Origin of the sequence: Tunturiibacter psychrotolerans, from assembly GCF_051013365.1 — a bacterium.
Classification (GTDB): Bacteria; Acidobacteriota; Terriglobia; order Terriglobales; family Acidobacteriaceae; genus Edaphobacter; species Edaphobacter psychrotolerans_A.
In genome coordinates, this window is record NZ_CP132941.1 from 4,241,472 (window position 1) to 4,265,024 (window position 23,553).

Genomic DNA, 23,553 nt, shown 5'->3' on the forward strand with positions numbered 1-23,553 from the left:
GGCGAATTGAGTAGGCCAGCGAGTCAGCGGCGGGTCGGTGGGATGGATCGCCTTATCTCCTCGCCGCCTGAGTTGCTTGCTCTGGATTCAGCTGATTAGCTAGGTGGCTACGGCGAGTTCTTCTTCGAGGCGCTGCTTTTCGAAGAGGCTGGTGTAGTAGCCGTTGCGGGCAATGAGTTCCTCGTGGGTTCCGAGTTCTGCGATGCGGCCTGCGACGAGGACGGCGATCTGATCGGCGTTGCGCGCGGTAGAGATTCGGTGAGAGATGAAAACGGTGGTGCGGGTGTCCATGCCTTGACGGAGGCCGTTTAGGATGCGCTCTTCGGTGTAGGTGTCGACACTGGCGAGGGCGTCATCGAGGATGAGGATGCGCGGTTCGCGGATGACGGCGCGGGCGATTGCGGTGCGCTGCTTCTGGCCGCCGGAGAGGGTGATTCCACGTTCGCCGACCATGGTTTCGAAGCCCTTCGGGAACTCGAGGATTTCGGTTGCGATGTGCGCGATGCTAGCTGCGTCCTGGACTTGTTCCTGGGAGGCGTCGGGTCTGCCGAAGGCAATGTTCTGGTGAATGGTGTCCGAGAAGAGAAAGGTCTCTTGCGGGACGAAGCCGATCTGACTGCGGATGTCGGCGAGTGGGTAGGAGCGGATGGGTTCGCCGTCTACGAGGACCATGCCGGGAGCGGCATCGTGGAGGCGTGGGATCAGGCCGACGAGTGTTGATTTTCCGGAGCCGGTGGGACCGACGATGGCGAGTGACGATCCGGCTGGGATGCGGAGGTTGATGTCCTTCAAGACTGGTGGGGCGTCCGGGTAGGCGAAGGTCAGGTTGCGGAACTCGATTTCGCCGGCGATGGCAAATGCAGGTCCTTCGACTTCGCCCTTCGGGCTTCGCTCAGGATGACACTCTATGTTTGTTGCGCGAATCAGTGATGGGTCGTCATTTGTTGCGTGAATCAGTGCGGGGTCGTCGGCGATGGCGGGTTGCTGCTTGAGGAGCTCGTCGATGCGGACGATGGAGGCGGTGCCGCGCTGAAAGAGGTTGACGACCCAGCCGACTGCGATCATGGGCCAGGTGAGTTGCACCATGTAGACGTTGAAGGATGTGAATTGGCCAACGGAGATGCGGTGGGAGACGACTTCATGGCCACCGACCAGAAGCGTGATCATCAGCGAGAGGCCTAGGACGAACTCGAGTGTGGGCCAGAGCATCGCCATGAGGCGAACGAGGTGCAGACTGCGCTTGATGTATTCGAGGTTGGCGGTTTCGAAGGAGGCGATTTCGGCGTCTTCCTGGGCGAAGGCTCGGATAAGGCGTGCGCCGGAGAAGTTTTCCTGGGCCTTGGCGGAGATGTCGGAGAACATGGCCTGGATGCGCTCGAATCGGCGATGAATGCGGTTGCCGAAGTACTGGACGAGCACGGACGCTATGGGGAGAGGCACGAAGGCGAAGAAGGTGAGCTTCGGGCTGATGCGGTACATGAAGGGCAGCGCGGCCGCGGTGAAGACAATGGTGTTTGCGCTGTACATGATCGCGGGGCCGAGGAGCTGGCGGACGGCGTTGAGGTCGTTGGTGGTGCGCGCCATGATGTCGCCGGTGCGATGGGTGTGGTAGAAGCTGGGGGCCTGACGCTCGAGGTTGCTGAAGAGATCGTTGCGGAGATCGAACTCGATCTCGCGGGAGGCTCCGATGATGACCTGGCGGGTGATGTAAAGGAAGATCGCGGAGAGAACGGCGATGACGAGAAGGCGAAGAGTGTGGTGGATGACCTTGGCTTCGGTGATGCCGTGCTGCATGTCGTCAATGGCGTGGCCGATGACGAGGGGGATGAGTACCTTGATGGTGTTGTAGAGAATGACCGCAACCCCGCCCCAGGCGAGATTCTTTCGGTATCGCCTGAGGTAGGGTGCTAGCGGTTTAAGTCGTTCCAGCATCTTGGTTTCTGAGTGTCCTTTGGATCAGATGAGGCTATAGGGTCTCAGGGTGCGGCGGGTTGTTGGATGAGGCCGGAGGGGTGGTGGGCTGAGCCGGAGGACTGGTTGGCTGAGCTGGTGGAGTTGTGGGTTGCGCGGGTGGCGTGTCGGTAGCTGGCTTGGATGGCGCAGTCGTTGTGGGCTGCGAGGGCGTGTCCGCAGGTTTCGGCTGTACGGCTGGAGCTGGAGGTGTCTTTGGCTGGGGCGGGGTGTCGGACATGGCGACTAGCTCGACGTCGAAGATGAGGTCGGCCTTGGCCGGAATGACGGGGGGGCGTCCGGCTTCGCCGTAGGCCAGCTGGTAAGGGACGAAGAGGCGGCGTTTGCCGCCGACGTGCATGCCCTGGAATCCAGTGTCCCAGCCGATGATGACGCGGCGCGCGCCGTAGGGGAAGCTGATGGGTTCGCCGCCGGGGTGATCGAAGGAGGAGTCGAATTTGGTGCCGTTGGTGAGCCAGCCGGTGTAGTGGACGGTGTAGTACTTGCGCTCGGCGGCGGGAGCGCCGGTGCCGATTTTGGTGTCGATGTACTTGAGGGTGAAGAGAGGCTTGGGAATGCCGACTACTTTGGGGATGTTTGGGGGCGTGGTTGCGGTCTTTGCGGCGGTAGTGGTGTGGTGCGGGGTGGTCGTGGTTGCTTTCGGCGTGGTTTGGGCTGTGGCGACCGTGGCTAAAGCGGCCAGAAGGGTGATCGAGGGGAACTTTGCAATCATTGTGGTTCCAGTTTAGGACGTTTGGGCTTGGCAGAGGTGAACAGTAGGGGATTTTCGTCTGAGCGCCAAAACTATTTAATAATTTGGTTGAATAGTTTTTGGTTTTGGGCTATATTCAACCGCATGGTTGAATTGTCGGTTGCTTCTTTGGATTCCGTGTTTCATGCCCTTTCGGACGCTACGCGTCGCGCGATTCTGCGGGACGTGAGCCGGGAGGCCAGGACGGTGGGGCAGATTGCAGAGCCTTACAACATGTCACTGGCGGCAGTGTCGAAGCATCTGCAGGTGCTGGAACGGGCGGATCTGATTCGGCGGGAGAAGAAGGGCAACTTTCGGATGGTGCAGTTGAATGCGGATAGTTTGCGGGCAGCGCAGGAGTGGCTTGCCTACTACGAAACTTTCTGGACGGGCCAGTTGGATGCCCTTCAGAATTACCTGGAGACGGCGGAGACGCCGGGAGAGGATGTGCGGAATGGCAACTCTGGAGCTGGAACAGAAGAAGAATGAGGGAAGCGCTTTGAAACTTGAGTTGACACGAGTGATTCGGGCGAGCCGGGCACGAGTGTACGAGGCGTGGACGCGGCCGGAGATCTTGCAGAAATGGCACGCGCCGGGAGATATGAATTTTGTGAGCGCTACGCTCGATGTGCGTGAGGGGGGAACTTACGAAGTTTTATCGCAGGGGATGATGTGTGCCAAGGAGGGAATGACCGAGGAAGACAGAAAGCGTCAGGTTGCGGTTCGCGGGGAGTATCTAAGGGTCATTCCGAACGAGCTGCTGCAGTTTACGTGGAACGGAAGTTGGGCTCCGGCGGAGACGTCGATGGTGACAGTTTTCCTGAGGGATGTCGAGGGTGGAACGGAGATTCGGTTGCGGCATGAACAGTTCGCTACGGAGAGTTCGCGAGATGGTCATGCGATGGGCTGGGAGAGCTTGTTCGGCAAGCTGGCCGCGGCGATCGAGGCTTGATGAAAAAGAGCGTGGCGCGGCGGATGGGTGGGTCCGCTGCGGCTGCGTGACACAGTTCCAAACGTTTATTGCTTGGGATGGATGATCGGCTTGGGAGGAACTGGATGAATTGACGCGTTCGTCATGTTGATCTGAAATGGCTCCTGGCTGTAAGAGGAGTATGTCCCATCGATGATAACTTTTTCGCCAGGATGAGGTACCGCGGTTAGCGGTATATCGAAGTTGAATCTATAGGCAGTGAGAGGCATGTCGAATCTGTAGGGTTGATCCCAACGGACCCGAATAAAGTGTTGATCTGCTTCTGCAATTGTGGCGTCAACTAAATGAAGGGATGTATTCCGAAGGGCTGCGAATAAGTCTGCTGCGTCTTGTTGCGAACCACACTTCAGAACGAACTCAACGTCACCGGAGACAAGGTGACGCCAATTCTCTGAAGGAGTTATGAGCAGAACATGGTGGGCGAGTTCCGCCGCCGACTTGAAAGGCTTCACCACCTCCTCCATCTTCACGCTGGCGAAGTAAGCAGAGCACGACTCCTGCGGGTAGCAGTCGATGCCCACGAAAAAGCAGGTTCCTAAAAGAAGAATTGCAGTGGTAGCGCGCATTTCGTCTCCTTATCTGACTCAAAGATTGGGAGCGGAACCGCGCTAGGATTCTACAGCGGTGCAGAGCAGGCTGGATAGTGCGAACTGCTAAAGCGGTCGCAAATGCGGGGTCTCTCCACTGAGATGCTCACTATGAGACTGTGGACGGCTTCGGTGGAGATGACGAGTCTGTGCGGATCGCGAGCAGGACAAAAGCAGAGACAGGGACAACCGCAGATCCCTTCGCGGATGACAACAAGAGAACAAGAGTGGACCTATGTGGGGGTGCGGAGGAGTAAGTAGGCGCCGGTTATGCCGAAGAGGAGGTCGGGCGTCCATGCGGCTAGGAGCGCGGGGAGGGTGTTTACGTTGCCGAGGGATTCGAAGATAAGGGCGACGACCCAATAGGTAATCGCAAGGCCGATGGCAGTGGCGATACCGGTTAGGGAGCCTTTTTTGCCCATCGATAAGGCGAAGGGAATGGCGAGGACAGCCATGACGAGGGTGATGAGTGGGTATGCGATTTTTTTGTTGAGTTGTACGCTGAGGCGTTTGGTGTCGAAGCCGGATTGTTTGAGATCGGTGATGTAACGGGAGAGTTCGGTGTAGCTCATCTCCTGCGAGGGGATGTACTCCTTTTTGAAGTAGGTGGGCTGCTCGCGGATCTCGGGGAAGGTGGCAACGGTGAAGGGCTGATAGCTGGCGATGGTTTCGCCGGAGAAGGTGCGCTGCCAGCCGTTGTCGAAGACCCAGTTGTTGACGTGGGGGTCCCACTGGGCAGAGGCGGCGAAGATGCGGCGTTGTAGGGTGAAGGTCGCGGGGTCGAACTCGAAGACAGTGAGGTTGGCGAAGGTGTCTTTTTCTGCGTTGAAGTATTGGTAGTAGAAGATGCGGTAGGGTTCGCCGGCGTTGTTGGTCTGGCCTGAGATCCATTGGCGGTCGGGGCGGGAGAAGGTCTGGGTGGGCTTGTCTTTGATGATGGAGAGGAGAGCTTCCTGACGGCGGTTGGCGGCGGGGAGGTAGAGCTCGTCGAAGATGAAGAGGCCGGCTGAGATGAGGATCGTGACGATCAGAACTGGCGTGATGATGCGGTAGAGGCTGATGCCGCTGGATTTCATCGCGGTGAGCTCGGACGTGCGGCTGAGGGAGCCGAATGTGACGAGGACCGCGACCAGGGCGCAGAGTGGCGTGACGTTGTAGAGGATGTATGGGATGAGACTGACGAGGTATTCGCCCACGGTGATGAGTGGTGTGCGGTTTTTGAAGATGGGGCCGATGAGTTCGAAGAAGGTGAAGATGAGGAAGAGAGTGGAGAAGGAGCTGAGGACGATGGCGAAGTTGGTGGCGTACTCGCGCATGACGTAGTCGTCGAGCAGGAGAGGGAACTGGATGCGTGAGATGCTGCGGAAGCGGCGGAGGAGAGTGGCGATGTCATGCCTTGATCTGACGTTGGCGGACTCGTGACCGTTGCTGGTGAGGCGAGTGACGAGTTTGCTGAGCCAGATGCCGATGGTGGAGACGAGGCTGAGGGCGATGCCTCCGCGAGACATTTGATAGAGAAGGAGGGCTCCGGCAGCGGCGAAGAGGAGGTTTGCTCCCCAGACGCCGAGGAAGGGCGAGAGCTTGCCGGATTGGGCGAAGGCTACTCCTACTGATGAGAGGAAGTAGTAGATGAAGACGAGGAGGATGGTGAGGACGAAGCCCGTGGATTTTCCTCCTCGCTTGGAGGAGATGCCGAGAGGGACGCCGACGAGCATGAGGACGAGGCAGGCGAAGGGATAGGAGAAGCGCTTGTTGAACTCGATGCGGTAGATGGAGGATTCGCGGCCGCTGGTGGCTTTGATGGCGTTGGCGTTGCGCCAGAGCTCGGCGAGGGAGAGCGCCTGGATGGGCGTATTCATGCGGCCGAGGTGAGCGTCTTCGGGAGCTTCGGTCTCAATGGGGACGTCGGTGCTGGTGAAGGTGGAGATGTTGTATTGGTTGGGATCGGTGGAGGAGGTGTCGTGCTGACCGCCGTTGATGAGGTGGAGACGGATGGTCTGGGCGTCTGGAGTGTTGGGCGTGCCGTTGACGACGACGGCCTGGTCTGCGGTGATGATGTGGGGATCGGTTGGTTCGGTGAGGTCGGCGAGAAAGACGTGGTGCCAGAGGGCGGCGCCTGCGGCGGGGGTGGCGTCCTGGATGTAGAGGACGCGGTCCTTGAACTCTTCGTAGAAGACGCGGGGCTGGACCTCGAAGGAAGCCTGGGAAGATTTGAGGGACTCGCCCAGGGCGATGAGGCCGCTGGCGGCGCGGGGTGCGAGGTAGAGGGAGTTGAATAGGCCAAGTACCAACGCGACCGCGGAGACGATGGAGACGATGCGGACGAAGTCGATGGCGCCCATGCCGCTGGCTCGCATGGCGGTGATTTCGCTGTCGGCGGCGAGGCGGGAGAGGCCGAGGAGGATGCCTACCAGGACCGCCATGGGAATGGTGACGGTGAGAGCTGGCGGCAAAGTGAAGGCGATGATGCGCGCGACGTCTCCCGCTGTGGCGGAGTCGCGTACGACGAACTCGAGGATGCGTCCGAGATCGCGCATGAAGATGATGAAGGTAAAGAGGGCTCCGCCGAGGAGGGCGTGCGAGGTGACTTCGCGGAGGATGTAGCGGGTGATGATGCGCATTTGTTTTGTTGCTTGGCTTGCCTGGTTTCAAGTGTATCGCGGGAGCGGAAAGTTGCTGATTGAGAGGGAAGGAGTTAAGTGAGGAGTTTGAGGCGAGGCAACTCGGGGGCTGGTTGTAGAGTCCATGTTAGAGAGCACGTACTGAAGGAGAGGACGTCGCACGTCCCGGAGCGGCCTGTGCGAGATGAGTGTTTTGACACGTGATGGACGTTACAACCGAGATTCAGGAATACGATGATTCGCTGATGGCGTTAGATATTTTTACCTCTGAGCGTCGTGCCGCTGAGCTTTCGCCGAGCAGGATTTTGCTGGTGGATGACGATCCGGATATGCGTGCGCTGACGCGGACATTTCTAGAACATGAAGGATATGGAGTTTTCAGCTCTGGCGATGCGGAGCGGGCCGCACAGATCTTTCGGAGTGTGCCGGAGATCGATCTTCTGGTGACCGATTTGTACATGCCGGGAAGGTCAGGCATGGAGTTGGCGCAGGAGCTGAAGGAGATTCGGAGTGAGCTACCGGTACTGATGATTTCGGGTGGGATGGTGGATGCGGCTCAGAAGCTGCGGCTGGAGCAGGAGGGGTGGAGCTTTCTGGCGAAGCCGTTTCGGCTGCCGGAACTGCTGAGCACGGTGCATCGGATTCTTGCGCCGGTAGAGGCGCGGAGGTGGAAGGAGGCGCGGTAGGCTTCCTTCGGTGCGGGTGGCGTTAGTTGGGGTTACCTGTGCCCCCGGTCGGTGTCGGAGCTAGCGTTTTTTCCATGAGAATGAAGTGGCAGGGCAGGATGAGGATCTCGGGGCGGGTGTACGGCGCTTCGCCGACAACCCGATATCCCTTCCGCTGATACCACGCGACAAGATCTGGTCTGAGATTAACGACGGAGATCTCGATGACGCTGGAGCCTTGTTCGCGGCAGAACTCTTCGCCGATCTGCAGTAGACGCGTTCCGATTCCGGCGCCCTGGCGGTCCGGGTCAATCGCGATCATTCCGATATAGCCACGGTTGTCCTCGCGCAGTTCGGTGTAGATCAGACCGAGCAACCCGACTGTGTCTTCGAGCAGCAGGAAGAAGCCCTTTCGGAGATACTCTGCGACCTGCGAGGGATTGGTACGTTCGGTGCGCTTGAAGTAGTTGTCGGGGGCAAAGGCGCGGTTGATGAACGGGACCAGCAGGGCGGTGTCATCGATGGTGGCTAGTCGCAGACCGTCGACAGGGTTCTCTGTTTGAAGAAGGCTCATTTTTCCTGACTGGTTTTACGGAGGATTCGGAAGCAGTCTATCGATTTTTTCTATGACGATTGTCTGGGCTCTCTTAGCGTTTAGATGTTTGCGGATGCCCTAAGTGTTCGCGAGGAAGCGGTAGCCGACGCCGCGGACTGTGACGAGGTGTTGGGGATCGGCGGGATCGTCTTCAATGTAGCGTCGGAGGCGAACGATGAAGTTATCGATGGCGCGGGTGTCTGTGTCCTCGTGGACGCGCCAGACATCTTCGAGAATGTCTTTGCGCGAGACGATCTGGCCTTCGCGTTGGGTGAGGTAACGGAGGAGATCGGCCTCCATGAGGGTGAGGTGGGTGGTGCGGTTGGGTGCGATGAGTTCGAGGGTGTCGAATCGAATGGTGCGGTGATTGAAGGCGTACTCGTTGGTCTGATCGTCGAGGGCTGGCGGTGGGGTTTCTGGGGTTGCGGTTTTCTGCCACGCGGTGCGGCGGAGGAGGGATTTGAGGCGAACGAGGAGGATGTTCAGGTCGAAGGGCTTAGCCAGGTAGTCGTCGGCGCCGGCTTCGATGCCTTCGAGGACCTCCTCGGGACGCGCGCGGGCGGTCAGCATAAGGATCGGCGTGTAGCGTTGGGCTTCGCGCAGGGCTCGGACGATGGTGAAGCCGTCTGCGCCGGGGAGCATGCCGTCGAGAACGATGGCTGCAATGTTTTCTGGCGGTGTCAGGAGGTACGCGAGGGCGGAGTCGCCGTCGGATTCGTGGTGAGTGCGGTAGCCCTCGGCCTGGAGGTTGAAGAGGAGTCCCTGAGCGAGATGGTCTTCGTCTTCAACGAGGACGATGAGGGGGGCGTTGGGTTCGGTCATGAGTCTTCCGGTTTGCTGACTTGGATCTATTTGTTACTTTTCTGGTCACGATTTATGTAGAAGCGTTTCGATCAGGCTGCTGAGGCCGTTCCATGCGATCTGAACTCCGATGGAGAGAAGGATGAAGGCGACGACACGAAGGATTCCGTGGGCGGTGGAGGGGGAGATGGTGCGGGCGATTCTGGGCGCGTACGCGTAGCAAAAATAGATGAGGCCAGCGAGGAAGACTGCCGCAATAAACAGGCCTACATGGGCGAGAACCTTATCCTCGATACTCGTCTGTTGGTTGTGAACACTGAGGGTGAGCATGACCACGATACAACCTGGACCGGCAGTGATCGGGAAGGTAAAGGGGTAGAAGGCTTTTTGGCGGAGGCTGTAAATTTCTTCGGAGGTAACAGCGGGAAGAGCGGCCTGGGTTTTTTCCGGGTTGGGGGCGCTGCTGTCCTTTTGATTCAGGAGGTCCCAGGCGATCATTGCGATGACGATGCCTCCAGAGACCTGAACAATGGGAAGAGAGATGCCGAAGAAGCCGAGCAGATACGAACCAATGAGTTCGATAACGGCTAAGAAGATGATGGTATTGATGGCGACGCGGCGGGCAAGGCCGCGGTAGATGTCGATGGGAGCAGCGCCGACGAGACCGAGGAAGATGAGCGCGGAACCGAGAGGGTTGATGAGTGGCAGGAGCGCGCTGAATCCCAAGGCGAAGTATTTCCAGACTATAGGCATGGGAGATCACGAAGTTTTGGGATAACTACGAGCTTTTATGGATTGTACGTCGAGCCATCGATGGAGGTCGTGTCGCTCGCTTGAGTTAAATGCTGCCAGCGGAAGAATTGGGGGTGGCCAGGGGCAACGTGATGGTGATGGTGGTTCCCAGGCCTGGTCCGGGGCTCGTTGCGATGGCTTCGCCACCGTGCTGGCGGGCGATGTTTCGGACGAGGAAAAGACCGAGGCCCGTGCCTTTGATCTTGGCCATGGCTCGACCGGGGACGCGGTAGAAGCGGTTGAAGATGCGTTTGAACTGGTTGGCAGGGAGGCCGACTCCTGTGTCGGTGACCTTGAGCGCGACCCATGTGTAGTTGGTGATGGCGAGAGAGCAGCGGATTTCGACGCCGTCAGGGGAGTACTTCACGGCGTTGTCGAGGACGTTGATGACGGCGGTGCGGAGGTCTTCGGCGATGCCCTGGGTGTAGAGGCGGATCGCGCCTGGAACAGGCTCGAGGACGATGCTTTCTGAGGAGAGATGGTGGCGCTGGAGGGTGATGGCGATGCAGTCGGCGACGAGCGAGTGCATGTTGATGATGGTGCGGTTTTGCTGGCGGTGGCGCTGGCCTAGTTGGCCGGCCTTCAAGACCTGCTCGACGGTGGCCAGAAGACGATCGGAGTCGGAGAGCATGATCTTGTAGAACTCCTGGCGCTGGGTCTCTTCGATGGGGCGGCGCTGGAGGGTTTCGAGATAGAGGCGGATGCTCGCGATGGGAGTTTTGAGCTCGTGAGTTACGGCGTTGAGGAAGGTGTCCTGTCGCTCGTTGCGGCGGATTTCGCGGATGAGGAAGACGGTGTTGAGTACGACCAAAGCGATGAGCGCGGAGAAGAGGATGACACCAAGGACGGCGATGGCAAGGGTGCGCTTGTTGAGGACGATCCAGGTGATGTTGAGGGTGACGGCGAGGCCGACGGTGAGGACGCCCAGGGTGATGAAGGTGGCGATGGCTCCGCGGCGTCGGGTGATGTTCATGCTACATGAGAATATAACTGGTGAGTCTCTGGGCTGGGTGCGGCCTGGTTTGTGGAGAGCGATGTTTTAGGCGAGGTGGCAGTGCGAGTCTTGGACAAGGTTCGGTGGTCGTTGGAAAATCGTGGAGTGGCAGGAACGGTGACATCGGCGGCCAAGAGCATGGGGCGCAAGCTGAGGCGGCCTGAGGTGCGGGGGGCTCATCCGTTTGATGTACATCACGGAACGATGACCGATGGAGTGATTCCCGGGCATGATCTGGCGGTCGGGCATGCCAACGACAGATTCATTGCGGGATACGCGGCGGTCCCACCTTCACGCTTTCGAGGAGCGATGAAGAAATGGCTTGAATCACGGCCTGCGCATGATGTCGGGGATTACACGTTTATCGACTTCGGATGTGGGAAGGGACGCGCGGTGCTGCTTGCGTCGGAGATGCGATTTCGCGAGGTCGTCGGGGTGGAGTTGAATACGGGACTGGCTGAACTCGCACAGGAAAATGTAGAGGTTTGGACGAAGGCTGGTAAGGCGCTGTCGCCGATACGGATTGTATGTGGTGATGCGTTGCAACTGGAGTGGCCGGCGGGGCCTTGCCTGGTGTATCTATACAACCCGTTTCAAGGGCAGGTGATGCGGAAGCTGGTTGAGAGGCTGAGGAGTCGATTTGCCGAGAGCCCATGCGATCTCGAAGTGGTCTATCAAAAGCCGGAGCAGGCGGCGGTCTTTGAAGACGGATTTGAGATGGTGTGGTGTGAGGCGATTGCGATGTCAGAGGAGGATCGGGTGGCGGAGCTGGTGGCAGACCCGAAGGATGAGAGTCGGGCGTACAGGTTGCACCGTGCCTCGTGATGTTTGAGTGTATTTGCCGGTTCTAGAGGTTCAGATAACGGCGCGCTAGATTGTCCATCAGGTTTTCGGGAGCGTCGCATAGGCCTGTGTGGACGGGGGAGACCTGGATGATGGTGCTGCGGGGAGAGACGAGCCAGTGGAAGCGCTCGCGTTGACTGAGCTGCGAGATGGGACCCGCTGTCGGGTCTGCGGCACAGATGCGAGGGAAGGCTTCGACGTGGTTGCGAACCAGATCGAGATCGATCTCCGGCCAGAGTGCGAGGAGTCGTTGATCGTCGAGGTGAATGCGGGCTTCGAGGAAGCGCTGCTGCAGGCAGAACACGACGACGCCTGCGTTGATGAACTCTTCGCGCTCGACGCGAGGGACGACGCGAATGACTGCGTAGTCAAATGAGATGGGCGCGAGCACGGATAGCCTCCTGGGTGAAGATGGGGGATGCGGCGAGACGACGGGTGAGGAGATTGAGGTAGGCAGCGCGAGCTTCTGTGGGGGTGGGATGGCTTGATTGGAGCCACTCGTCGGGGACTTGCGCGAGGATTTCGCCGATGACCTCGGGATTGAGACGGCTGATTGCGTGAGCGGCGGATTGCTCAAGGCCTGCGGCCCATGGCAGGAGGATGTGGTGGCGGACGTCGGCGAAGGGGGAGTCGGCGAGGCGGTCGGCATCGGGCCAGTTGTGGTGAAAGTAGAGCGCTGCGCCGTGGTCGATGAAATAGAGCTTAGTGTGCCAGTTCAAGAGGTTGGCGTTGCGAGCGGTACGGTCTACGTTCAGGACGAAGGCGTCGAACCAGACGGCGAGGGAGGCGGTGTGCGAGTCGGCTTTGTTGCCGGCTGCGGGATCGAACATCGAGGAGCCGGGGAGATAGTCGAGAGCGAGGTTGAGTCCGACGCTGGCGCGAAGGAGGTCGCGGATCTCCTGGTCGGGTTCGTTGCGTCCGAGGGCTGGGTCGACCTGGGCGAAGACTAGTTCAGGAATATTGAGGCCGAGGGTGCGACCGATTTCGCCAGCGACGAGCTCGGCGACGAGAGCGAGTGGGCCCTGGCCGGCACCGCGAAATTTAATGACGTAGAGGCCGAGGTCGTCAGCCTCGACAATTGCGGGAAGAGAGCCGCCTTCGCGAAGAGCGGTGACGTACTGAGTGGCGCGGATGGTGCGAAGCATTGCTGCTTAGTGTAGCCGGGGGAGCCGCTCTGAGTGAAAGCGGCTCCCTCGGAGGATGGTTTAGCGGACTTTAAAGTCGGCGCGGCATCCGCGGTCAACCCAAAGGCCGCGACGGTCGGTGCCCCAGGTGCTGCCCTGGATGCAGGGGGAACCGCTGATCTGTCGGGCGAGTCGGACGTCACGGCTAGGGCCGATATCGCACCACCTTCTGTTGCCGTCATTGGAGGAGCAGGTAACGATGCGCGGCGCTCCATACTGCGGCGGGGGTGGGCCGCCAGCGGCGACGACAAACTCAGCGCGGCATCCACGGTCGACCCAGAGTCCGCGGCGGTCGGTGCCCCAGGTGCTGCCCTTGACGCAAGCAGAACCGCTGATCTGGCGCACGAGGCGGACGTCGCGGCTGGGGCCGATGTCGCACCAGTTTCTGTTGCCGTCATTGGAGGAGCAGGTGATGCGCGGCGGAGGACCATAGCCAGGCTGTGCGGATGCCTGTTTGGGGGCGATACAAGCGGCTACGATGAGAGTTGCAGCTACGACGAGAAGATTCATTGTGCGCGTCATCTTGCCTCTTTCGACATTTGGATTGTCAGGGCCCTTGAAGCGATTGCGTTTCGGGATGAGGATATCCCGGCCTTGAATGCTTGTCGAGGTTGGATGCGTTAAATTGAAAGGCCGTCACCTGTGAGGATGACGGCCTTTCAATTTTTGTTGATCGGTCGGTTAGATCACGCCGGCTGGTTTGGGATTTTGGGGATCAAATTTGGCGATCTGAATCTTTTCGGCGAGGCCGAGTTTACTGAGAACCCAGATGCAGTAGTAGTTAATGTCGAACTCGTACCAGGCGAGGCCGTGACGTGCGCTGACAGGATGGGCGTGGTGGTTGTTGTGCCAGCCTTCGCCGCCGGTGAGCATGGCCACCCACCAGTTGTTGCGGGAGTCGTCCTTGGTTTCGAAGCGACGCTTGCCCCAGAGGTGAGTGGCGGAGTTGACGAGCCAGGTGGCGTGAAGGCCGATGGTGACGCGGAGGAATGTTCCCCAGAGAACCATGCCGAGGGCGCCTGCGAAGTGGTGACCTGCGGGCGCGAGGGCTGCGCCGAGGGCGACCTGGAGCAGGCCGGTGACTACCAGAGGGACGTAGTGATACTTGCTGAACCAGACGTGGACGGGGTCCTTGGTGAGATCGGGAGCGTAGCGGCCGAGGAGGGCAGTTTCAGAGTGCAGGGCTCGGCCGGAGAGAATCCAGCCGGCGTGAGCCCACCAGGTGCCGTCGTGCGGAGTGTGGGGGTCGCCTTCGTGGTCGGAGTTCTGATGATGAACGCGGTGGGTGGCTACCCAGAAGATTGGACCGCCCTCAAGCGCGAGGCAGCCGCACATGGTGACGAAGTACTCGACCCACTTGGGAACCCTGTAGCCGCGATGGGTGAGGAGGCGGTGATAAGCCACGCCGATGCCGATGTTGATCGCGAAGAAGTACATGACGAAGAAGACGGCCAGATTTTTCCATGAGAAGAAGAAGAGGGAAGCAATCGCTCCGACGTGGAAGAGCCCCATGGCGATGGTGGTGATCCAGTTGATGCGGCCCTGCTGGTGTTCGCGGCCCATGCGGAGGTCCTGTTTGACCTTCTGGGTGACTTCGGCGACGGCTGGAACGGCGGCGGCGAGTTTGGGCGCTTTTACCGGGGCTTCTTCGATGGTGGTGATGGGAGTCATAATTTGGTCGCTGTCCTTGTGTTTCGGGTATTTCTCAGCTGCTGATACTGACGCTATCAGGGGTAACGGGAGACGTGGTGTAAGACTTTTGTAATGCCACCCAAAGGTGGGAGTTGATAGGCTTGAAGTATGACAATTGGGACTAAAGTTGCACCGTTTAGCTTAAAGCCGTGGTTTAGCGAAAGAGTTTGGGGTAAGAGCGATCTGAAGCCCTGGTATGACGAGACCGGGACGAACGAGTTGGTAGGCGAGGCTTGGCTGACGGGGCCGCAGTGTTTGGTGGAGACGGGACCTTTTAAAGGGCAAACGCTGGCTTCGGTTGGGGAAAAGATGGGTGGCGAATTTCCGCTTCTCGTGAAGATCTTGTTCCCGGCGGATAAGCTTTCTGTGCAGGTGCATCCGGATGATGCGCAGGCGAAGGCGATGGGAGAGACTCGGGGAAAGACCGAGTGCTGGTATGTGCTGGAGGCGGAATCGGGGGCAACGGTCGCGTTGGGATTGAAGCCGGGCGTCGGGGCGAAGGAAGTTGCGGCTTCGGTAGAAAGCGGGACGATGGAGACGCTGCTCGAGCATGTGCCTGTGTCGGTAGGAGACATGCTCTTTGTGGATGCGGGAACGGTGCATGCCATTGGGCCGGGTGTGGTGTTGCTGGAGACGCAACAGACGAGCGATGTGACCTATCGTCTGTATGACTACGGGAGACCGCGGGAGCTGCATCTGGAGAAGGGGCTGCAGGTGATCAAGCCTAAGACACAGGCGGGGAAGGTTGCGCCGCGAAAGATGGATGGGTTTACGCGGCTGATCGAGCAGAGATATTTTGTTGTGGATCGGTTTGAGCTTGGCGCGACGAAGGAAGAGACTGTGTCGCTCGATGGAGTTGGATGCCTGGTTGGGCTGACCGGCAGAGGAGTGGTAAGGACGCCCGATGGTGAGTTGGAGTTGATTCCCGGGAAGGCTGTGGTCGTTCCGATGGGAGACGACAATGTTGTTGTGGAGACGAATTCCGGAGTGTCGTTCGCACGATGTGTGGCTCCGGTTTAGAAGGGTGATGTTATGACCAGCCGAAGCGCAAAGACTCCTGCAAAATACGTTGCTCTACTGCGCGGCATCAATGTTGGAGGGAAGAATATGCTGCCGATGAAAGAGTTGGTGGGACTCTTTTCGGCGGCAGGATGCGGCGAAGTGGTGACGTATATCCAGAGTGGGAATATTGTCTTCTGCGCGGAGGACAAGGTGGTGAAGCAACTCGATCGCGTGATTGCCAAGCAGGTGGAGGATCGGTTCGGGTTGAAGGTGCCGGTGGTGTTGCGGACTGCCTCAGAGCTGGATGCAGTGGTCCGCGGAAATCCATTTTTGAAGGCTGGGGCTGGGGAAGAGATGCTGCATGTTTTATTTTTGGCAGATCGGCCAAGTGCGGATTTAGTTGCCGGGCTGGATCCTGCGCGGTCGGCGCCGGATGAGTACGTGGTGGTGGGAAGAGATATTTACGCAAAGCTGGTGACTGGGGCGGCAAAGACGAAGCTGACGAACGCTTATTTCGATTCGAAGCTGAAGACCGTGAGCACGATGAGGAACTGGCGCACGGTTTTGAAGCTTGCGGAGATGTCGTCCTGATTCGGTTGCGCTGGTCGAGTCGAGAGCTAGTTGAGGAAGACGCTTAACTCGTTGGCGGCGTTACGAAGATGGTTGAGGAAACGGCTCTGCATCTCGAGGACGGAGAGGCGCGGGGCGTTGCCGCTGAGATTGAGGGTGGCGACGACGCGGCCCGAGGCGGCATAGACGGGGACGGCGAGGGAGCGTAGGCCGACTTCATACTCCTGATCGACGAGCGCATATCCGTTGCGACGGACGTTGCGCAGGGCGAGGCGAAGCTTTTCGACTGAGGTGATGGTGCGGGTGGTGTGCGGGGTGAGTGCGGCTTTGGCGAGGTACTGCTCGAGCTGCTCGGTGGGGAGGTAGGCGAGGAGCACGCGGCCCATGCTGGTGCAGTAGGCGGGAAGACGACTGCCGATGTGCAGGTCGACGGCCATGACACGGTTGACCTGGGTGCGAGCGATGTAGACGATGTCTTCGCCGTCGAGAGTGGCGACAGAGAAGGACTCGCGGAGGGCGGCGGACATGCGCTCGAGGATGGGCTGGGCAGCGGCGGAGAGGGTGTTCGATGCGGTGTAGGTGTGGGAGAGGGTGAGCATGCGCGGACGGAGAGAGTAGCGTGAACCGTCTTCTGCGCCGGCAAAGCCAAGCTTGGTGAGGGTGTAGAGGCAACGGCGCACTGCGGCGCGAGAGAGACCGGTTTTCACGCTGAGCTGCGAGATGGTCATCTGCGGAGACTGCTGAGTGAACGCCTGGATGACAATGAGACCGCGGGCGAGCGAGGTCATGAAGTTGGGGTCGCCTGTGAAGATATCAAGGGATGAAGCGGGTGTGGGTTTGGGTGTTGCCGGAGGAGCGGGCGGGAGGGAGGAGTCGGGCGATGCGAGGGTTTGGCGGGGGGTGAGGCTCATGCGGGTCCCTTTCCGTGACGTTATCAAACGCAATGTTCGATAGACGGACTATTACTACGATAAACGCACGGATTCGATATCGCAAGATGCTGCGAGAATCGGGCTTCGATATTGAAGCGGCATTTCTCCATTTATCGCAAGCATGGGGGGCAGAGCGACGGACCTTTTGTGGGGTTCTCCGACAGGAGGGTCTAACGCTGGTCGAGAACGGCTAGCACATCGGCTGGTTCGGGGCGAACCCGAAAGTCAGCGTGGGCTTCTGCAAAGAGGATGGTGTTGGTTTGGTCGATTACGAAGACGGCGGGGAGCGGAAGGCGCCAACTGGCCTCGGTGGCGTTGTGATAGCTGAGGCCGGAGTTGTTGAAGGGGATGTTGATAAGAATGGACTGATAGTAGCTGCGGAGCTCTTGAGGAATGGTGTGGGCTATGCCAAATTGGTCTGCGATGGTAGCGCCGGGGTCGGCGAGCAGAGGATATTGCAGGCCGTGCTGCTCGAGAGTGAAAGCGTTTTGGCGAGTGGTTTGAGGGGATATGGCGACGAAGATGGCGCCGCGCTTGCGGAGGTCGGTGTGCAGATCGCGCCAGGCTTCGAGTTCGGTGACGCAGTAAGGATCCCAACGGCCACGGAAGAAGTTGATAACGAGTGGGCCGAGGGCCAGTAGGTCGGAGGAACGGACAGGTTTGTGAGTGAGAGCATCTTCGAGAGTGAAAGCCGGAGCTTGCGCCCCGGCTTTCAGTGTTCGGTCCTCAATGCCGGTGTTGAAGAGATCCTCGGTTGCTCTTTCGGAGATGGCGAGGCGCTCGGGCTGAACGAGGGCGCGTGTATTTTGCGTGATGCGGTCCAGTTGGTCCTGAAGCGAGATGTTGAGAGCAGCGGTCACAACTACATTATTGCAGCTGTCTCGAGGTTTTTGGTGGTGGTCGGGCTTTCAGCAACGTTCGTTTTGGCGTGGCAGGAAGTGGCGGGTTGTGACTGCTGCGCTACGGTTTTGTTGTGACTGGCGTTGGCGGCTACGGGGGCGGCCTTCATCTCCTTGATGAGAGTGACGAGACGGGCGAAGGCCTGTTCGCGGGCGGTTTTGTTGCCGGGCACGGTGTTGCCGGGATCTTCGCCGGCGCGCATGAAGCCGTGACCTGCACCGTCGTAGGTGATGGGTTCATACTTTTTGCCAGCGGCTTTCATCGCGGCTGTGGTTGCGGGGATGGTGGCGCCGATGCGTGCATCGTTGCCGGCGTAGAAGCCATAGACGGGTGCGGTGATTGTGGTCACGTCTGATGGACCGGGGCCGTAGAAGACAAAGGCGGCGGAGAGATCTTTGCGATGTGCGGCGAAGGCGAAGGATTTCCCTCCTCCCCAGCAGAAGCCGGTGACGGCGATTTTGCCGTTGGCTGCGGGGAGCTTCTTGCCGTAGTCCGCTGCTGCGTCTAGGTCGGCGTTGACGACGGCGGCATCGAGGCCTGAGACGGCTTTCACGGTGGCGTCCTGATCGGGGAAGGCCTCAGAGCCGCCGCCGTTGGGGCCGAAGCCAGTGAGGAGGTCAGGGGCGATGACGATGAAGCCTTGCGCAGCTAATTCGTCTGCCATCTCTTTGGCCCAGTCGCTGAGGCCGAAGATCTCATGGATGAGGATGACGACGGGAGCTTTGGTTTTGACTTCGGGGTATACGACGAAGGCCTGGACGGTGCGGTCACCGTGCTTGAGAGGGACGTATTCATGATGGCGCGGGGAGGCTTCGAGACGGGCTTTGGCCCAGTCTTGTGCGTGGATCGTAGCGGTGGCGAGGGGAAGGAGAAGAGCTGCAGCGAAGAGTCGGATGGCGCGAGGCATCGTGAAAGTCATGGGGAGGAGTGTAGTACGCGATGGAGGGGAGGGACAAGATGCGGCTCTTGATTTGCTGCCGAATTATTGTGAGGGTCAATAAATGGCGCAGGAGCGATGCAACTTCGCAACGGCGATAGGTGGGCTTTTATACTTCGCGGATGGACAAGTTTCATATGCGGGTTGCAGGCGGAGACGATGTTGCTGCGATCCGTGAGCTGATACAAGCCTCGGTGCGGGGGCTGCAGGTCGCGGACTATTCCTTAGCGCAAAGAGAGGGAGCTTTGGCTACGGTGTTCACGGTAGATAGTCAGTTGATTGCGGATGGCACTTACTTTGTAGCGATCGCTGAGGGCGGAGTGATGGCTGGATGTGGCGGATGGAGCTTCCGGAAGACTTTATATGGAGGGGATCATCAGATGGAGAAGATTGCGCCGGAGAGGTTGGACGCACAGAAGGACGCTGCGAAGATTCGAGCGATCTTTGTGCATCCGGATTTTGCGCGGATGGGTCTGGGAAGCCTGATTCTCGCCACCGCTGAAGAAGCCGCGAAGGCAGAAGGGTTCACTCGCTTCGAGATGGGCAGTACCTTGACGGGTGTCACGCTCTATGAACAGAAGGGATATCGTGAAGTCGAACGCAAGAAGGTGCCGGTGAGTGGCGGCGAGACAATTGAGGTGGTTCGTATGGTGAAGGTTGCCAGCGAGACCTGTCGTTGAGTCGCACTTGAGAGCAAGGGAGCGTTTTTCAATCGCACGGCATACTTGCTTGAGACTTTCAAATGTATTGCTGAGTGAGGCAGTGACTGCGATGAGCGTGACAAAGTGTTGACGTTGGCGAGCGGGTGTGTAGTCTTCAGGTAGATGGAGGTCCTGCTCGATGGTTGAAATGCCGATGATTGCGAAGGGTGTTGATGAGCTTTACTTGCTGCCAGGGATGACGAATCGGCATGGGCTCGTAGCAGGAGCTACTGGGACAGGTAAGACCGTCTCGCTGCAAGTGATGGCGGAATCACTGAGTTCGATCGGCGTGCCCGTGTTTGCCGCGGACGTGAAGGGGGATTTGTCGGGTATTTCCCAGGCTGGGAAGAGTTCGCCGAAGTTTGACGCTCGGGTTGCGGCGATGGGACTGGGCGAATGGAGCTTTGCTGGATGGCCGGTGGTGTTCTGGGATGTGTTTGGGAAGCAGGGGCATCCGGTGCGTGCGACGGTGAGCGAGATGGGGCCGCTGCTCTTGAGCCGGATTCTGAACCTGAATGACACGCAGACAGGGGTGCTGACTCTGGTTTTCAAGATCGCCGACGACAGTGGGTTGCTGTTGCTGGATATGAAAGACATGCAAGCGATGCTGCAGCACGTGGGCGAAGCCGCGAAGGAATACCAGACGCAATATGGAAATATTTCGGCAGCAAGTATCGGTGCGATTCAACGGGGGTTGGTGGCGTTGGAGCAGCAGGGAGGAGACCTTTTCTTCGGCGAGCCAGCGTTGAACATCGATGATCTGTTGCAAGTAGATTCGAGCGGCAAAGGGGTCGTGAACATTTTGGCGGCCGATAAGTTATTGCAGTCGCCACAACTGTATGCAACGTTTTTGCTTTGGTTGATGAGTGAGTTGTTTGAGAAGCTGCCGGAGGTTGGCGATCTCGAAAAGCCGAAGCTGGTGTTTTTCTTCGACGAGGCCCATCTGTTGTTCAATGATCTGCCTTCGGTTTTGCAGAATCGCATTGAGCAGGTGGTGAGGCTGATTCGGTCGAAGGGGGTTGGGGTGTTCTTTGTGACGCAGAATCCGATCGACGTGCCGGATACGGTTCTGAGCCAGTTGGGGAATCGTGTGCAGCATGCGTTGCGTGCGTTTTCGCCTCGAGATCAGAAGGCGGTGAAGGCAGCGGCGCAGACATTCAGGGCGAATCCGAAGGTGAATGTAGAGGCGGTAATTACCGAGTTGGGCGTGGGTGAGGCGCTGGTTTCGTTTTTGGATGAGAAGGGGATTCCCGGGATGGTGGAGCGGGCGATGGTGTGCCCGCCGCATAGTCAGATTGGACCGATTACGCCGGAACAGAGGGCTGCGATTATAAAGAATTCGGTGGTGGCGGGGGTGTATGAGACGGTGGTGGACCGGGAGTCGGCTTATGAGCGGCTGAAGGGGAAGGTGGGGGCTGCGCCTGCGGGTGCTCCTGCGGCAGCGGGCTCGGGATGGATGGAGGCTGCGGGTAGTGCGCTGGGTGGGGTGTTGGGGTCGGGGGGATCTCGGCGCGGGGATACTGTGCTGCAGGCGGCGGTGAAGAGTGCGGCGCGGACGATGGGGAGTACGGTGGGGCGGCAGCTGATCCGTGGGGTGTTGGGTTCGCTGCTGGGCGGGTCGAAACGGTAGACGGCGGTGGTGGGTTCGCTGGGCTATTTGGTGCAGGAGGAGCAGGTGCCGTAGACGAAGAACTCGTGGCTGGAGTACTTGAAGCCGCGGGGGAGCTTGGGGCGGGATTGCATCTCGCAGCCTTCGAGTTCGTGAACGGTGCCGCAGATGTTGCACTGGAAGTGGTGGTGGTGGGCCTTGCCGGCTACTTCGTAGCGGGTGGAGTGGCCGGGGACGTCGACCGGGGTGAGCCAGTTGTCGTCGACCAGGCTGCCGATGTTGCGGTAGACGGTGGCGATGCTGAGGGCATCGACCTCTTTCTGGGCGAGGGCGAGGGCTTCGTCGGGTGAGAGGGGGCGATCGGCCTCAAGGAAGGCTGCGCGGATGGCGTCTTTCTGGCGGGTGTTCCGGGTCTGGACCGTGGTTGGCATGAGCACGCTTGGGTAGCGTCTTATCCTAGCGTGTTGCGAAGATACTCTCAACTAGATGGTTTTATGGGGAGGGCTGAGTTGGCCCATTCGGTGGTGCGGAATGGGCCTGCAGCAGCTAGATAACCTTCATCAGAAGCAGGATGAGGACGATGAGCAGGATGAGGCTGATGCCGCCTCCGCCGTAGTAGCCGAGGCCAGGTCCCATGCGATAACCGCCAAAGCCGAACACCAAAATCAGAATGAGCAAGAGGATAAGCATCTAGTTTTCTCCGTTCGGCGAAAATTCGCCAGATGGAGGTGTGATGCAGATTTTGTTACAGACGCAAGAAGAATCTGCGCGTGCTGGTGCGGGTCGGGGATGGGATCGTACGACTGACCCCTCCCCCTCCTCGGTGGGGGGTATTTTGGGAGGAACTCTTTTATTTTCAATGGCTTGCGGGTGGTGTGCGTCTGTAAAATATTCAAACTAAAAGGTTTGTTTGCAAAATACTTCTTTTGAGTCATTTACGGGGTTTTCTGTCTCATCAAACTGATCTTGCGGCGGGTTCGGGTGCTGTTAATAATAGGATAGCTGGCCGACAGGGGTGAATACGCCACGCGAAAATGAGCGTCTGGAGCGGGTTTTCGCGTGGTTGGGGCTTGACATGCGATTTTTGGGTTGTTTTTGAGATTATTTCGCTGGCGCTTGCTGGTGTGAGGGTTCGGTGCTTTCTTTCAGGGGCTTGCCGATCTCCCAGTGATGGCCGAAGGGGTCGAGGACGCGGCCAATGCGCCAGGCTTGCTCGGTTCTGATGGGGCAGACGACGGTGGCGCCGGCGGCTACGGCGCGGTTTAAAGCGGCGTCGGGGTCTTCGGTGGTGAGGACCATGTGGACGGTGCCTCCGTTGAGGGTCTCGGGGCTGAACTTCTGGTATTGGGGCTCTTCGTCGGCCACCCAGAATCCGTAGCCGTTGACGGTGAGGTTGGACATCACTCCACCGGCGGGGTCTTCGTGACGGCGGATCTCGTCGGCTCCGAAGGCGGATTTGTAGAAGTCGACGGCTTTGGCTGCGTTGCGGACGGATAGGAAGGGGACGAGGGTGGTCTTTGGGGTGTTGGCGGAGGGATCCGTCATGGGAGGCTCCTCTTTCGGTGGCTTGTGTGTTTGACGCGGAGCGAGTGCCCACTGGTTCGATGCGACGAAATGAATGGGCATCGGGCATAACATTGCTGCGTGTAAACGGTCTCACAGTTATGAATGACGGCCCGGGCAGGTGAATCGACTTATTTAGGAGGCTCGTGCAATGACAAATCGAATGGTAGGAGCGATTGCGTCTGGCGTGGTGTTTGGTGTGGTTCTTCTCGGTGCTAGTGGCGTCGGCCGGGGGCAGGGAGCGAAGGCGGTGTATCCGGCGATGGCTCCGATAGAGCAGTACCGCGTGGCGAGCGTGGCGGAGGAGGTTGCTCTGGCGCGCAGTGCGGCCAATGCGTCAGTGAGCGGCGATGCTGAGGTGATGGTGCTCGGCAGCCACGGCTATGAGACAGCGGCGAAGGGGACAAACGGCTTCGTCTGCCTGGTTGAGCGTTCGTGGGCTACTAACTTTGACGACCCTCAGTTCTGGAACTCGAAGCTGCGCGCGCCGCACTGCTTCAATGCGGCTGCTGCGCGGTCGGTGATGCCGGCATACCTGAAGCGGACGGAGTTGGTGCTGTCCGGATTGCCGAAGGATCAGGTGGAGGCACGCATGAAGGAGGCGGTGGCGACGAAGGTCATTGGGGTGCCCGAGGAGGGAGCGATGTGCTACATGATGTCGAAGCAGGGATATTTAAACGACAGTGCCGGCCACTGGCATCCTCATGTGATGTTCTTCCTGCCGACTACGGAGGCGGCGAAGTGGGGCGCGAACCTCGATGGATCGCCGGTCTATGCCGCGCAGGGAGCTCCTGAGCCGGTGACGACGTTTATGGTTCCGGTGACGACGTGGTCGGATGGAACGGTGGATTGAAGTGACGCTTTGATGCGATC

General features: G+C 59.1%; 27 protein-coding genes. 9 read left to right on the forward strand and 18 right to left on the reverse strand.

The genetic code is table 11. The features are described from left to right. Positions 1 to 99: 99 nt before the first annotated feature. Positions 100 to 1,932, reverse strand: coding sequence for an ABC transporter ATP-binding protein (locus RBB76_RS17780; RefSeq protein WP_429629031.1), 1,833 nt, complete (start codon positions 1,930 to 1,932; stop codon positions 100 to 102). A 34-nt stretch (positions 1,933 to 1,966) separates the two neighbouring features. Next, positions 1,967 to 2,683, reverse strand: coding sequence for an FKBP-type peptidyl-prolyl cis-trans isomerase (locus RBB76_RS17785; RefSeq protein WP_429629032.1), 717 nt, complete (start codon positions 2,681 to 2,683; stop codon positions 1,967 to 1,969). A gap of 156 nt (positions 2,684 to 2,839) precedes the next feature. Between RBB76_RS17785 and RBB76_RS17790 the strand changes: the two genes are divergently transcribed. Next, entirely contained in the window at positions 2,840 to 3,190 is a 351-nt protein-coding gene (locus RBB76_RS17790; RefSeq protein ID WP_429629033.1) for an ArsR/SmtB family transcription factor, read from the forward strand. After that, positions 3,156 to 3,653 (forward strand): SRPBCC family protein, encoded by a 498-nt coding sequence (locus RBB76_RS17795; RefSeq protein ID WP_429629034.1) that lies wholly within the window; start codon positions 3,156 to 3,158, stop codon positions 3,651 to 3,653. Before RBB76_RS17790 ends, RBB76_RS17795 begins: the two co-directional genes overlap by 35 nt. A gap of 65 nt (positions 3,654 to 3,718) precedes the next feature. Here RBB76_RS17795 and RBB76_RS17800 read toward each other — a convergent pair whose 3' ends face one another. Together RBB76_RS17800 and lptF are read right to left on the reverse strand one after the other, a co-directional pair. Then, on the reverse strand, positions 3,719 to 4,258 hold the full coding sequence (locus tag RBB76_RS17800; RefSeq protein ID WP_429629035.1) for a hypothetical protein: 540 nt from the start codon (positions 4,256 to 4,258) through the stop codon (positions 3,719 to 3,721). Positions 4,259 to 4,512: 254 nt separating this feature from the next. Further along, positions 4,513 to 6,900 (reverse strand): LPS export ABC transporter permease LptF, encoded by a 2,388-nt coding sequence (gene lptF, locus RBB76_RS17805; protein WP_429629036.1) that lies wholly within the window; start codon positions 6,898 to 6,900, stop codon positions 4,513 to 4,515. Between the two features lie 203 nt (positions 6,901 to 7,103). Here lptF and RBB76_RS17810 point away from each other — a divergent pair, with 203 nt between their 5' ends. Beyond that, on the forward strand, positions 7,104 to 7,586 hold the full coding sequence (locus tag RBB76_RS17810; protein WP_429629037.1) for a response regulator: 483 nt from the start codon (positions 7,104 to 7,106) through the stop codon (positions 7,584 to 7,586). Between the two features lie 22 nt (positions 7,587 to 7,608). Here the strand turns inward: RBB76_RS17810 and RBB76_RS17815 are convergent, their stop codons facing one another. The 4 genes from RBB76_RS17815 to RBB76_RS17830 all read right to left on the reverse strand — a co-directional run bounded on the left by RBB76_RS17815 (position 7,609) and on the right by RBB76_RS17830 (position 10,726). After that, positions 7,609 to 8,139 (reverse strand): GNAT family N-acetyltransferase, encoded by a 531-nt coding sequence (locus RBB76_RS17815; RefSeq protein ID WP_429629038.1) that lies wholly within the window; start codon positions 8,137 to 8,139, stop codon positions 7,609 to 7,611. 99 nt (positions 8,140 to 8,238) lie between these two features. After that, complete coding sequence (locus RBB76_RS17820) at positions 8,239 to 8,982, reverse strand: response regulator transcription factor (RefSeq protein ID WP_429629039.1); 744 nt, start codon at positions 8,980 to 8,982, stop codon at positions 8,239 to 8,241. Positions 8,983 to 9,027: 45 nt separating this feature from the next. Further along, the gene (locus tag RBB76_RS17825; RefSeq protein WP_429629040.1) at positions 9,028 to 9,714 is read right to left on the reverse strand and encodes a MarC family protein; all 687 of its coding nucleotides are present in this window, start codon (positions 9,712 to 9,714) and stop codon (positions 9,028 to 9,030) included. 85 nt (positions 9,715 to 9,799) lie between these two features. Next, positions 9,800 to 10,726 (reverse strand): sensor histidine kinase, encoded by a 927-nt coding sequence (locus tag RBB76_RS17830; protein ID WP_429629041.1) that lies wholly within the window; start codon positions 10,724 to 10,726, stop codon positions 9,800 to 9,802. Between the two features lie 126 nt (positions 10,727 to 10,852). Between RBB76_RS17830 and RBB76_RS17835 the strand changes: the two genes are divergently transcribed. Then, complete coding sequence (locus RBB76_RS17835) at positions 10,853 to 11,572, forward strand: class I SAM-dependent methyltransferase (RefSeq protein WP_429629042.1); 720 nt, start codon at positions 10,853 to 10,855, stop codon at positions 11,570 to 11,572. A 22-nt stretch (positions 11,573 to 11,594) separates the two neighbouring features. Here the strand turns inward: RBB76_RS17835 and RBB76_RS17840 are convergent, their stop codons facing one another. From RBB76_RS17840 to RBB76_RS17855, 4 genes are all read right to left on the reverse strand, one after another. After that, on the reverse strand, positions 11,595 to 11,981 hold the full coding sequence (locus tag RBB76_RS17840) for a DUF3037 domain-containing protein (protein WP_429629043.1): 387 nt from the start codon (positions 11,979 to 11,981) through the stop codon (positions 11,595 to 11,597). Then, positions 11,959 to 12,735 carry a HipA family kinase gene (locus tag RBB76_RS17845; RefSeq protein WP_429629044.1) on the reverse strand — a complete coding sequence of 259 codons (777 nt, stop codon included), beginning with the start codon at positions 12,733 to 12,735 and terminating at the stop codon, positions 11,959 to 11,961. The genes RBB76_RS17840 and RBB76_RS17845 overlap by 23 nt, the downstream gene beginning before the upstream one ends. A gap of 60 nt (positions 12,736 to 12,795) precedes the next feature. Beyond that, entirely contained in the window at positions 12,796 to 13,296 is a 501-nt protein-coding gene (locus tag RBB76_RS17850) for a DUF3011 domain-containing protein (RefSeq protein ID WP_429629045.1), read from the reverse strand. Positions 13,297 to 13,455: 159 nt separating this feature from the next. After that, the gene (locus RBB76_RS17855) at positions 13,456 to 14,445 is read right to left on the reverse strand and encodes an acyl-CoA desaturase (RefSeq protein WP_429629046.1); all 990 of its coding nucleotides are present in this window, start codon (positions 14,443 to 14,445) and stop codon (positions 13,456 to 13,458) included. Positions 14,446 to 14,574: 129 nt separating this feature from the next. On the opposite strand from RBB76_RS17855, the gene RBB76_RS17860 reads away from it, so the two are divergent. Beyond that, positions 14,575 to 15,486, forward strand: a complete 912-nt coding sequence (locus RBB76_RS17860) for a type I phosphomannose isomerase catalytic subunit (RefSeq protein ID WP_429629047.1) — start codon at positions 14,575 to 14,577, stop codon at positions 15,484 to 15,486. Positions 15,487 to 15,498: 12 nt separating this feature from the next. Further along, a complete protein-coding gene (locus tag RBB76_RS17865) occupies positions 15,499 to 16,059 on the forward strand; it encodes a DUF1697 domain-containing protein (RefSeq protein ID WP_429629048.1) in 561 nt (186 codons plus the stop codon). A gap of 26 nt (positions 16,060 to 16,085) precedes the next feature. Here RBB76_RS17865 and RBB76_RS17870 read toward each other — a convergent pair whose 3' ends face one another. The 3 genes from RBB76_RS17870 to RBB76_RS17880 all read right to left on the reverse strand — a co-directional run bounded on the left by RBB76_RS17870 (position 16,086) and on the right by RBB76_RS17880 (position 18,789). Next, the gene (locus RBB76_RS17870) at positions 16,086 to 16,949 is read right to left on the reverse strand and encodes an IclR family transcriptional regulator domain-containing protein (protein WP_429629049.1); all 864 of its coding nucleotides are present in this window, start codon (positions 16,947 to 16,949) and stop codon (positions 16,086 to 16,088) included. 191 nt (positions 16,950 to 17,140) lie between these two features. After that, a complete protein-coding gene (locus RBB76_RS17875) occupies positions 17,141 to 17,830 on the reverse strand; it encodes a peroxiredoxin-like family protein (protein ID WP_429629050.1) in 690 nt (229 codons plus the stop codon). A gap of 2 nt (positions 17,831 to 17,832) precedes the next feature. After that, complete coding sequence (locus tag RBB76_RS17880) at positions 17,833 to 18,789, reverse strand: dienelactone hydrolase family protein (RefSeq protein WP_433963451.1); 957 nt, start codon at positions 18,787 to 18,789, stop codon at positions 17,833 to 17,835. A 119-nt stretch (positions 18,790 to 18,908) separates the two neighbouring features. On the opposite strand from RBB76_RS17880, the gene RBB76_RS17885 reads away from it, so the two are divergent. Further along, positions 18,909 to 19,487, forward strand: coding sequence for a GNAT family N-acetyltransferase (locus RBB76_RS17885; RefSeq protein ID WP_429629052.1), 579 nt, complete (start codon positions 18,909 to 18,911; stop codon positions 19,485 to 19,487). A 160-nt stretch (positions 19,488 to 19,647) separates the two neighbouring features. Further along, entirely contained in the window at positions 19,648 to 21,138 is a 1,491-nt protein-coding gene (locus tag RBB76_RS17890) for a helicase HerA-like C-terminal domain-containing protein (protein WP_429629053.1), read from the forward strand. Between the two features lie 23 nt (positions 21,139 to 21,161). Here the strand turns inward: RBB76_RS17890 and RBB76_RS17895 are convergent, their stop codons facing one another. The 3 genes from RBB76_RS17895 to RBB76_RS17905 all read right to left on the reverse strand — a co-directional run bounded on the left by RBB76_RS17895 (position 21,162) and on the right by RBB76_RS17905 (position 22,662). Continuing rightward, the gene (locus RBB76_RS17895; protein WP_429629054.1) at positions 21,162 to 21,548 is read right to left on the reverse strand and encodes a Fur family transcriptional regulator; all 387 of its coding nucleotides are present in this window, start codon (positions 21,546 to 21,548) and stop codon (positions 21,162 to 21,164) included. A 115-nt stretch (positions 21,549 to 21,663) separates the two neighbouring features. Continuing rightward, complete coding sequence (locus RBB76_RS17900; protein ID WP_183975324.1) at positions 21,664 to 21,807, reverse strand: DUF3309 family protein; 144 nt, start codon at positions 21,805 to 21,807, stop codon at positions 21,664 to 21,666. A 411-nt stretch (positions 21,808 to 22,218) separates the two neighbouring features. Next, positions 22,219 to 22,662 (reverse strand): VOC family protein, encoded by a 444-nt coding sequence (locus RBB76_RS17905; RefSeq protein WP_429629055.1) that lies wholly within the window; start codon positions 22,660 to 22,662, stop codon positions 22,219 to 22,221. 169 nt (positions 22,663 to 22,831) lie between these two features. Here RBB76_RS17905 and RBB76_RS17910 point away from each other — a divergent pair, with 169 nt between their 5' ends. After that, positions 22,832 to 23,533 (forward strand): hypothetical protein, encoded by a 702-nt coding sequence (locus RBB76_RS17910; RefSeq protein WP_429629056.1) that lies wholly within the window; start codon positions 22,832 to 22,834, stop codon positions 23,531 to 23,533. Positions 23,534 to 23,553: the final 20 nt, after the last annotated feature.

Coding starts and splice junctions, on each gene's coding strand:
- RBB76_RS17780 (WP_429629031.1), bottom strand. CDS start 1,932: ATGCTGGAACGACTTAAACCGCTAGCACCCTACCTCAGGCGATACCGA.
- RBB76_RS17785 (WP_429629032.1), bottom strand. CDS start 2,683: ATGATTGCAAAGTTCCCCTCGATCACCCTTCTGGCCGCTTTAGCCACG.
- RBB76_RS17795 (WP_429629034.1), top strand. CDS start 3,156: ATGGCAACTCTGGAGCTGGAACAGAAGAAGAATGAGGGAAGCGCTTTG.
- RBB76_RS17800 (WP_429629035.1), bottom strand. CDS start 4,258: ATGCGCGCTACCACTGCAATTCTTCTTTTAGGAACCTGCTTTTTCGTG.
- lptF (WP_429629036.1), bottom strand. CDS start 6,900: ATGCGCATCATCACCCGCTACATCCTCCGCGAAGTCACCTCGCACGCC.
- RBB76_RS17810 (WP_429629037.1), top strand. CDS start 7,104: ATGGACGTTACAACCGAGATTCAGGAATACGATGATTCGCTGATGGCG.
- RBB76_RS17815 (WP_429629038.1), bottom strand. CDS start 8,139: ATGAGCCTTCTTCAAACAGAGAACCCTGTCGACGGTCTGCGACTAGCC.
- RBB76_RS17820 (WP_429629039.1), bottom strand. CDS start 8,982: ATGACCGAACCCAACGCCCCCCTCATCGTCCTCGTTGAAGACGAAGAC.
- RBB76_RS17825 (WP_429629040.1), bottom strand. CDS start 9,714: ATGCCTATAGTCTGGAAATACTTCGCCTTGGGATTCAGCGCGCTCCTG.
- RBB76_RS17830 (WP_429629041.1), bottom strand. CDS start 10,726: ATGAACATCACCCGACGCCGCGGAGCCATCGCCACCTTCATCACCCTG.
- RBB76_RS17845 (WP_429629044.1), bottom strand. CDS start 12,735: ATGCTTCGCACCATCCGCGCCACTCAGTACGTCACCGCTCTTCGCGAA.
- RBB76_RS17850 (WP_429629045.1), bottom strand. CDS start 13,296: ATGACGCGCACAATGAATCTTCTCGTCGTAGCTGCAACTCTCATCGTA.
- RBB76_RS17855 (WP_429629046.1), bottom strand. CDS start 14,445: ATGACTCCCATCACCACCATCGAAGAAGCCCCGGTAAAAGCGCCCAAA.
- RBB76_RS17860 (WP_429629047.1), top strand. CDS start 14,575: ATGACAATTGGGACTAAAGTTGCACCGTTTAGCTTAAAGCCGTGGTTT.
- RBB76_RS17865 (WP_429629048.1), top strand. CDS start 15,499: ATGACCAGCCGAAGCGCAAAGACTCCTGCAAAATACGTTGCTCTACTG.
- RBB76_RS17870 (WP_429629049.1), bottom strand. CDS start 16,949: ATGAGCCTCACCCCCCGCCAAACCCTCGCATCGCCCGACTCCTCCCTC.
- RBB76_RS17880 (WP_433963451.1), bottom strand. CDS start 18,789: ATGACTTTCACGATGCCTCGCGCCATCCGACTCTTCGCTGCAGCTCTT.
- RBB76_RS17890 (WP_429629053.1), top strand. CDS start 19,648: ATGGTTGAAATGCCGATGATTGCGAAGGGTGTTGATGAGCTTTACTTG.
- RBB76_RS17895 (WP_429629054.1), bottom strand. CDS start 21,548: ATGCCAACCACGGTCCAGACCCGGAACACCCGCCAGAAAGACGCCATC.
- RBB76_RS17900 (WP_183975324.1), bottom strand. CDS start 21,807: ATGCTTATCCTCTTGCTCATTCTGATTTTGGTGTTCGGCTTTGGCGGT.
- RBB76_RS17905 (WP_429629055.1), bottom strand. CDS start 22,662: ATGACGGATCCCTCCGCCAACACCCCAAAGACCACCCTCGTCCCCTTC.
- RBB76_RS17910 (WP_429629056.1), top strand. CDS start 22,832: ATGACAAATCGAATGGTAGGAGCGATTGCGTCTGGCGTGGTGTTTGGT.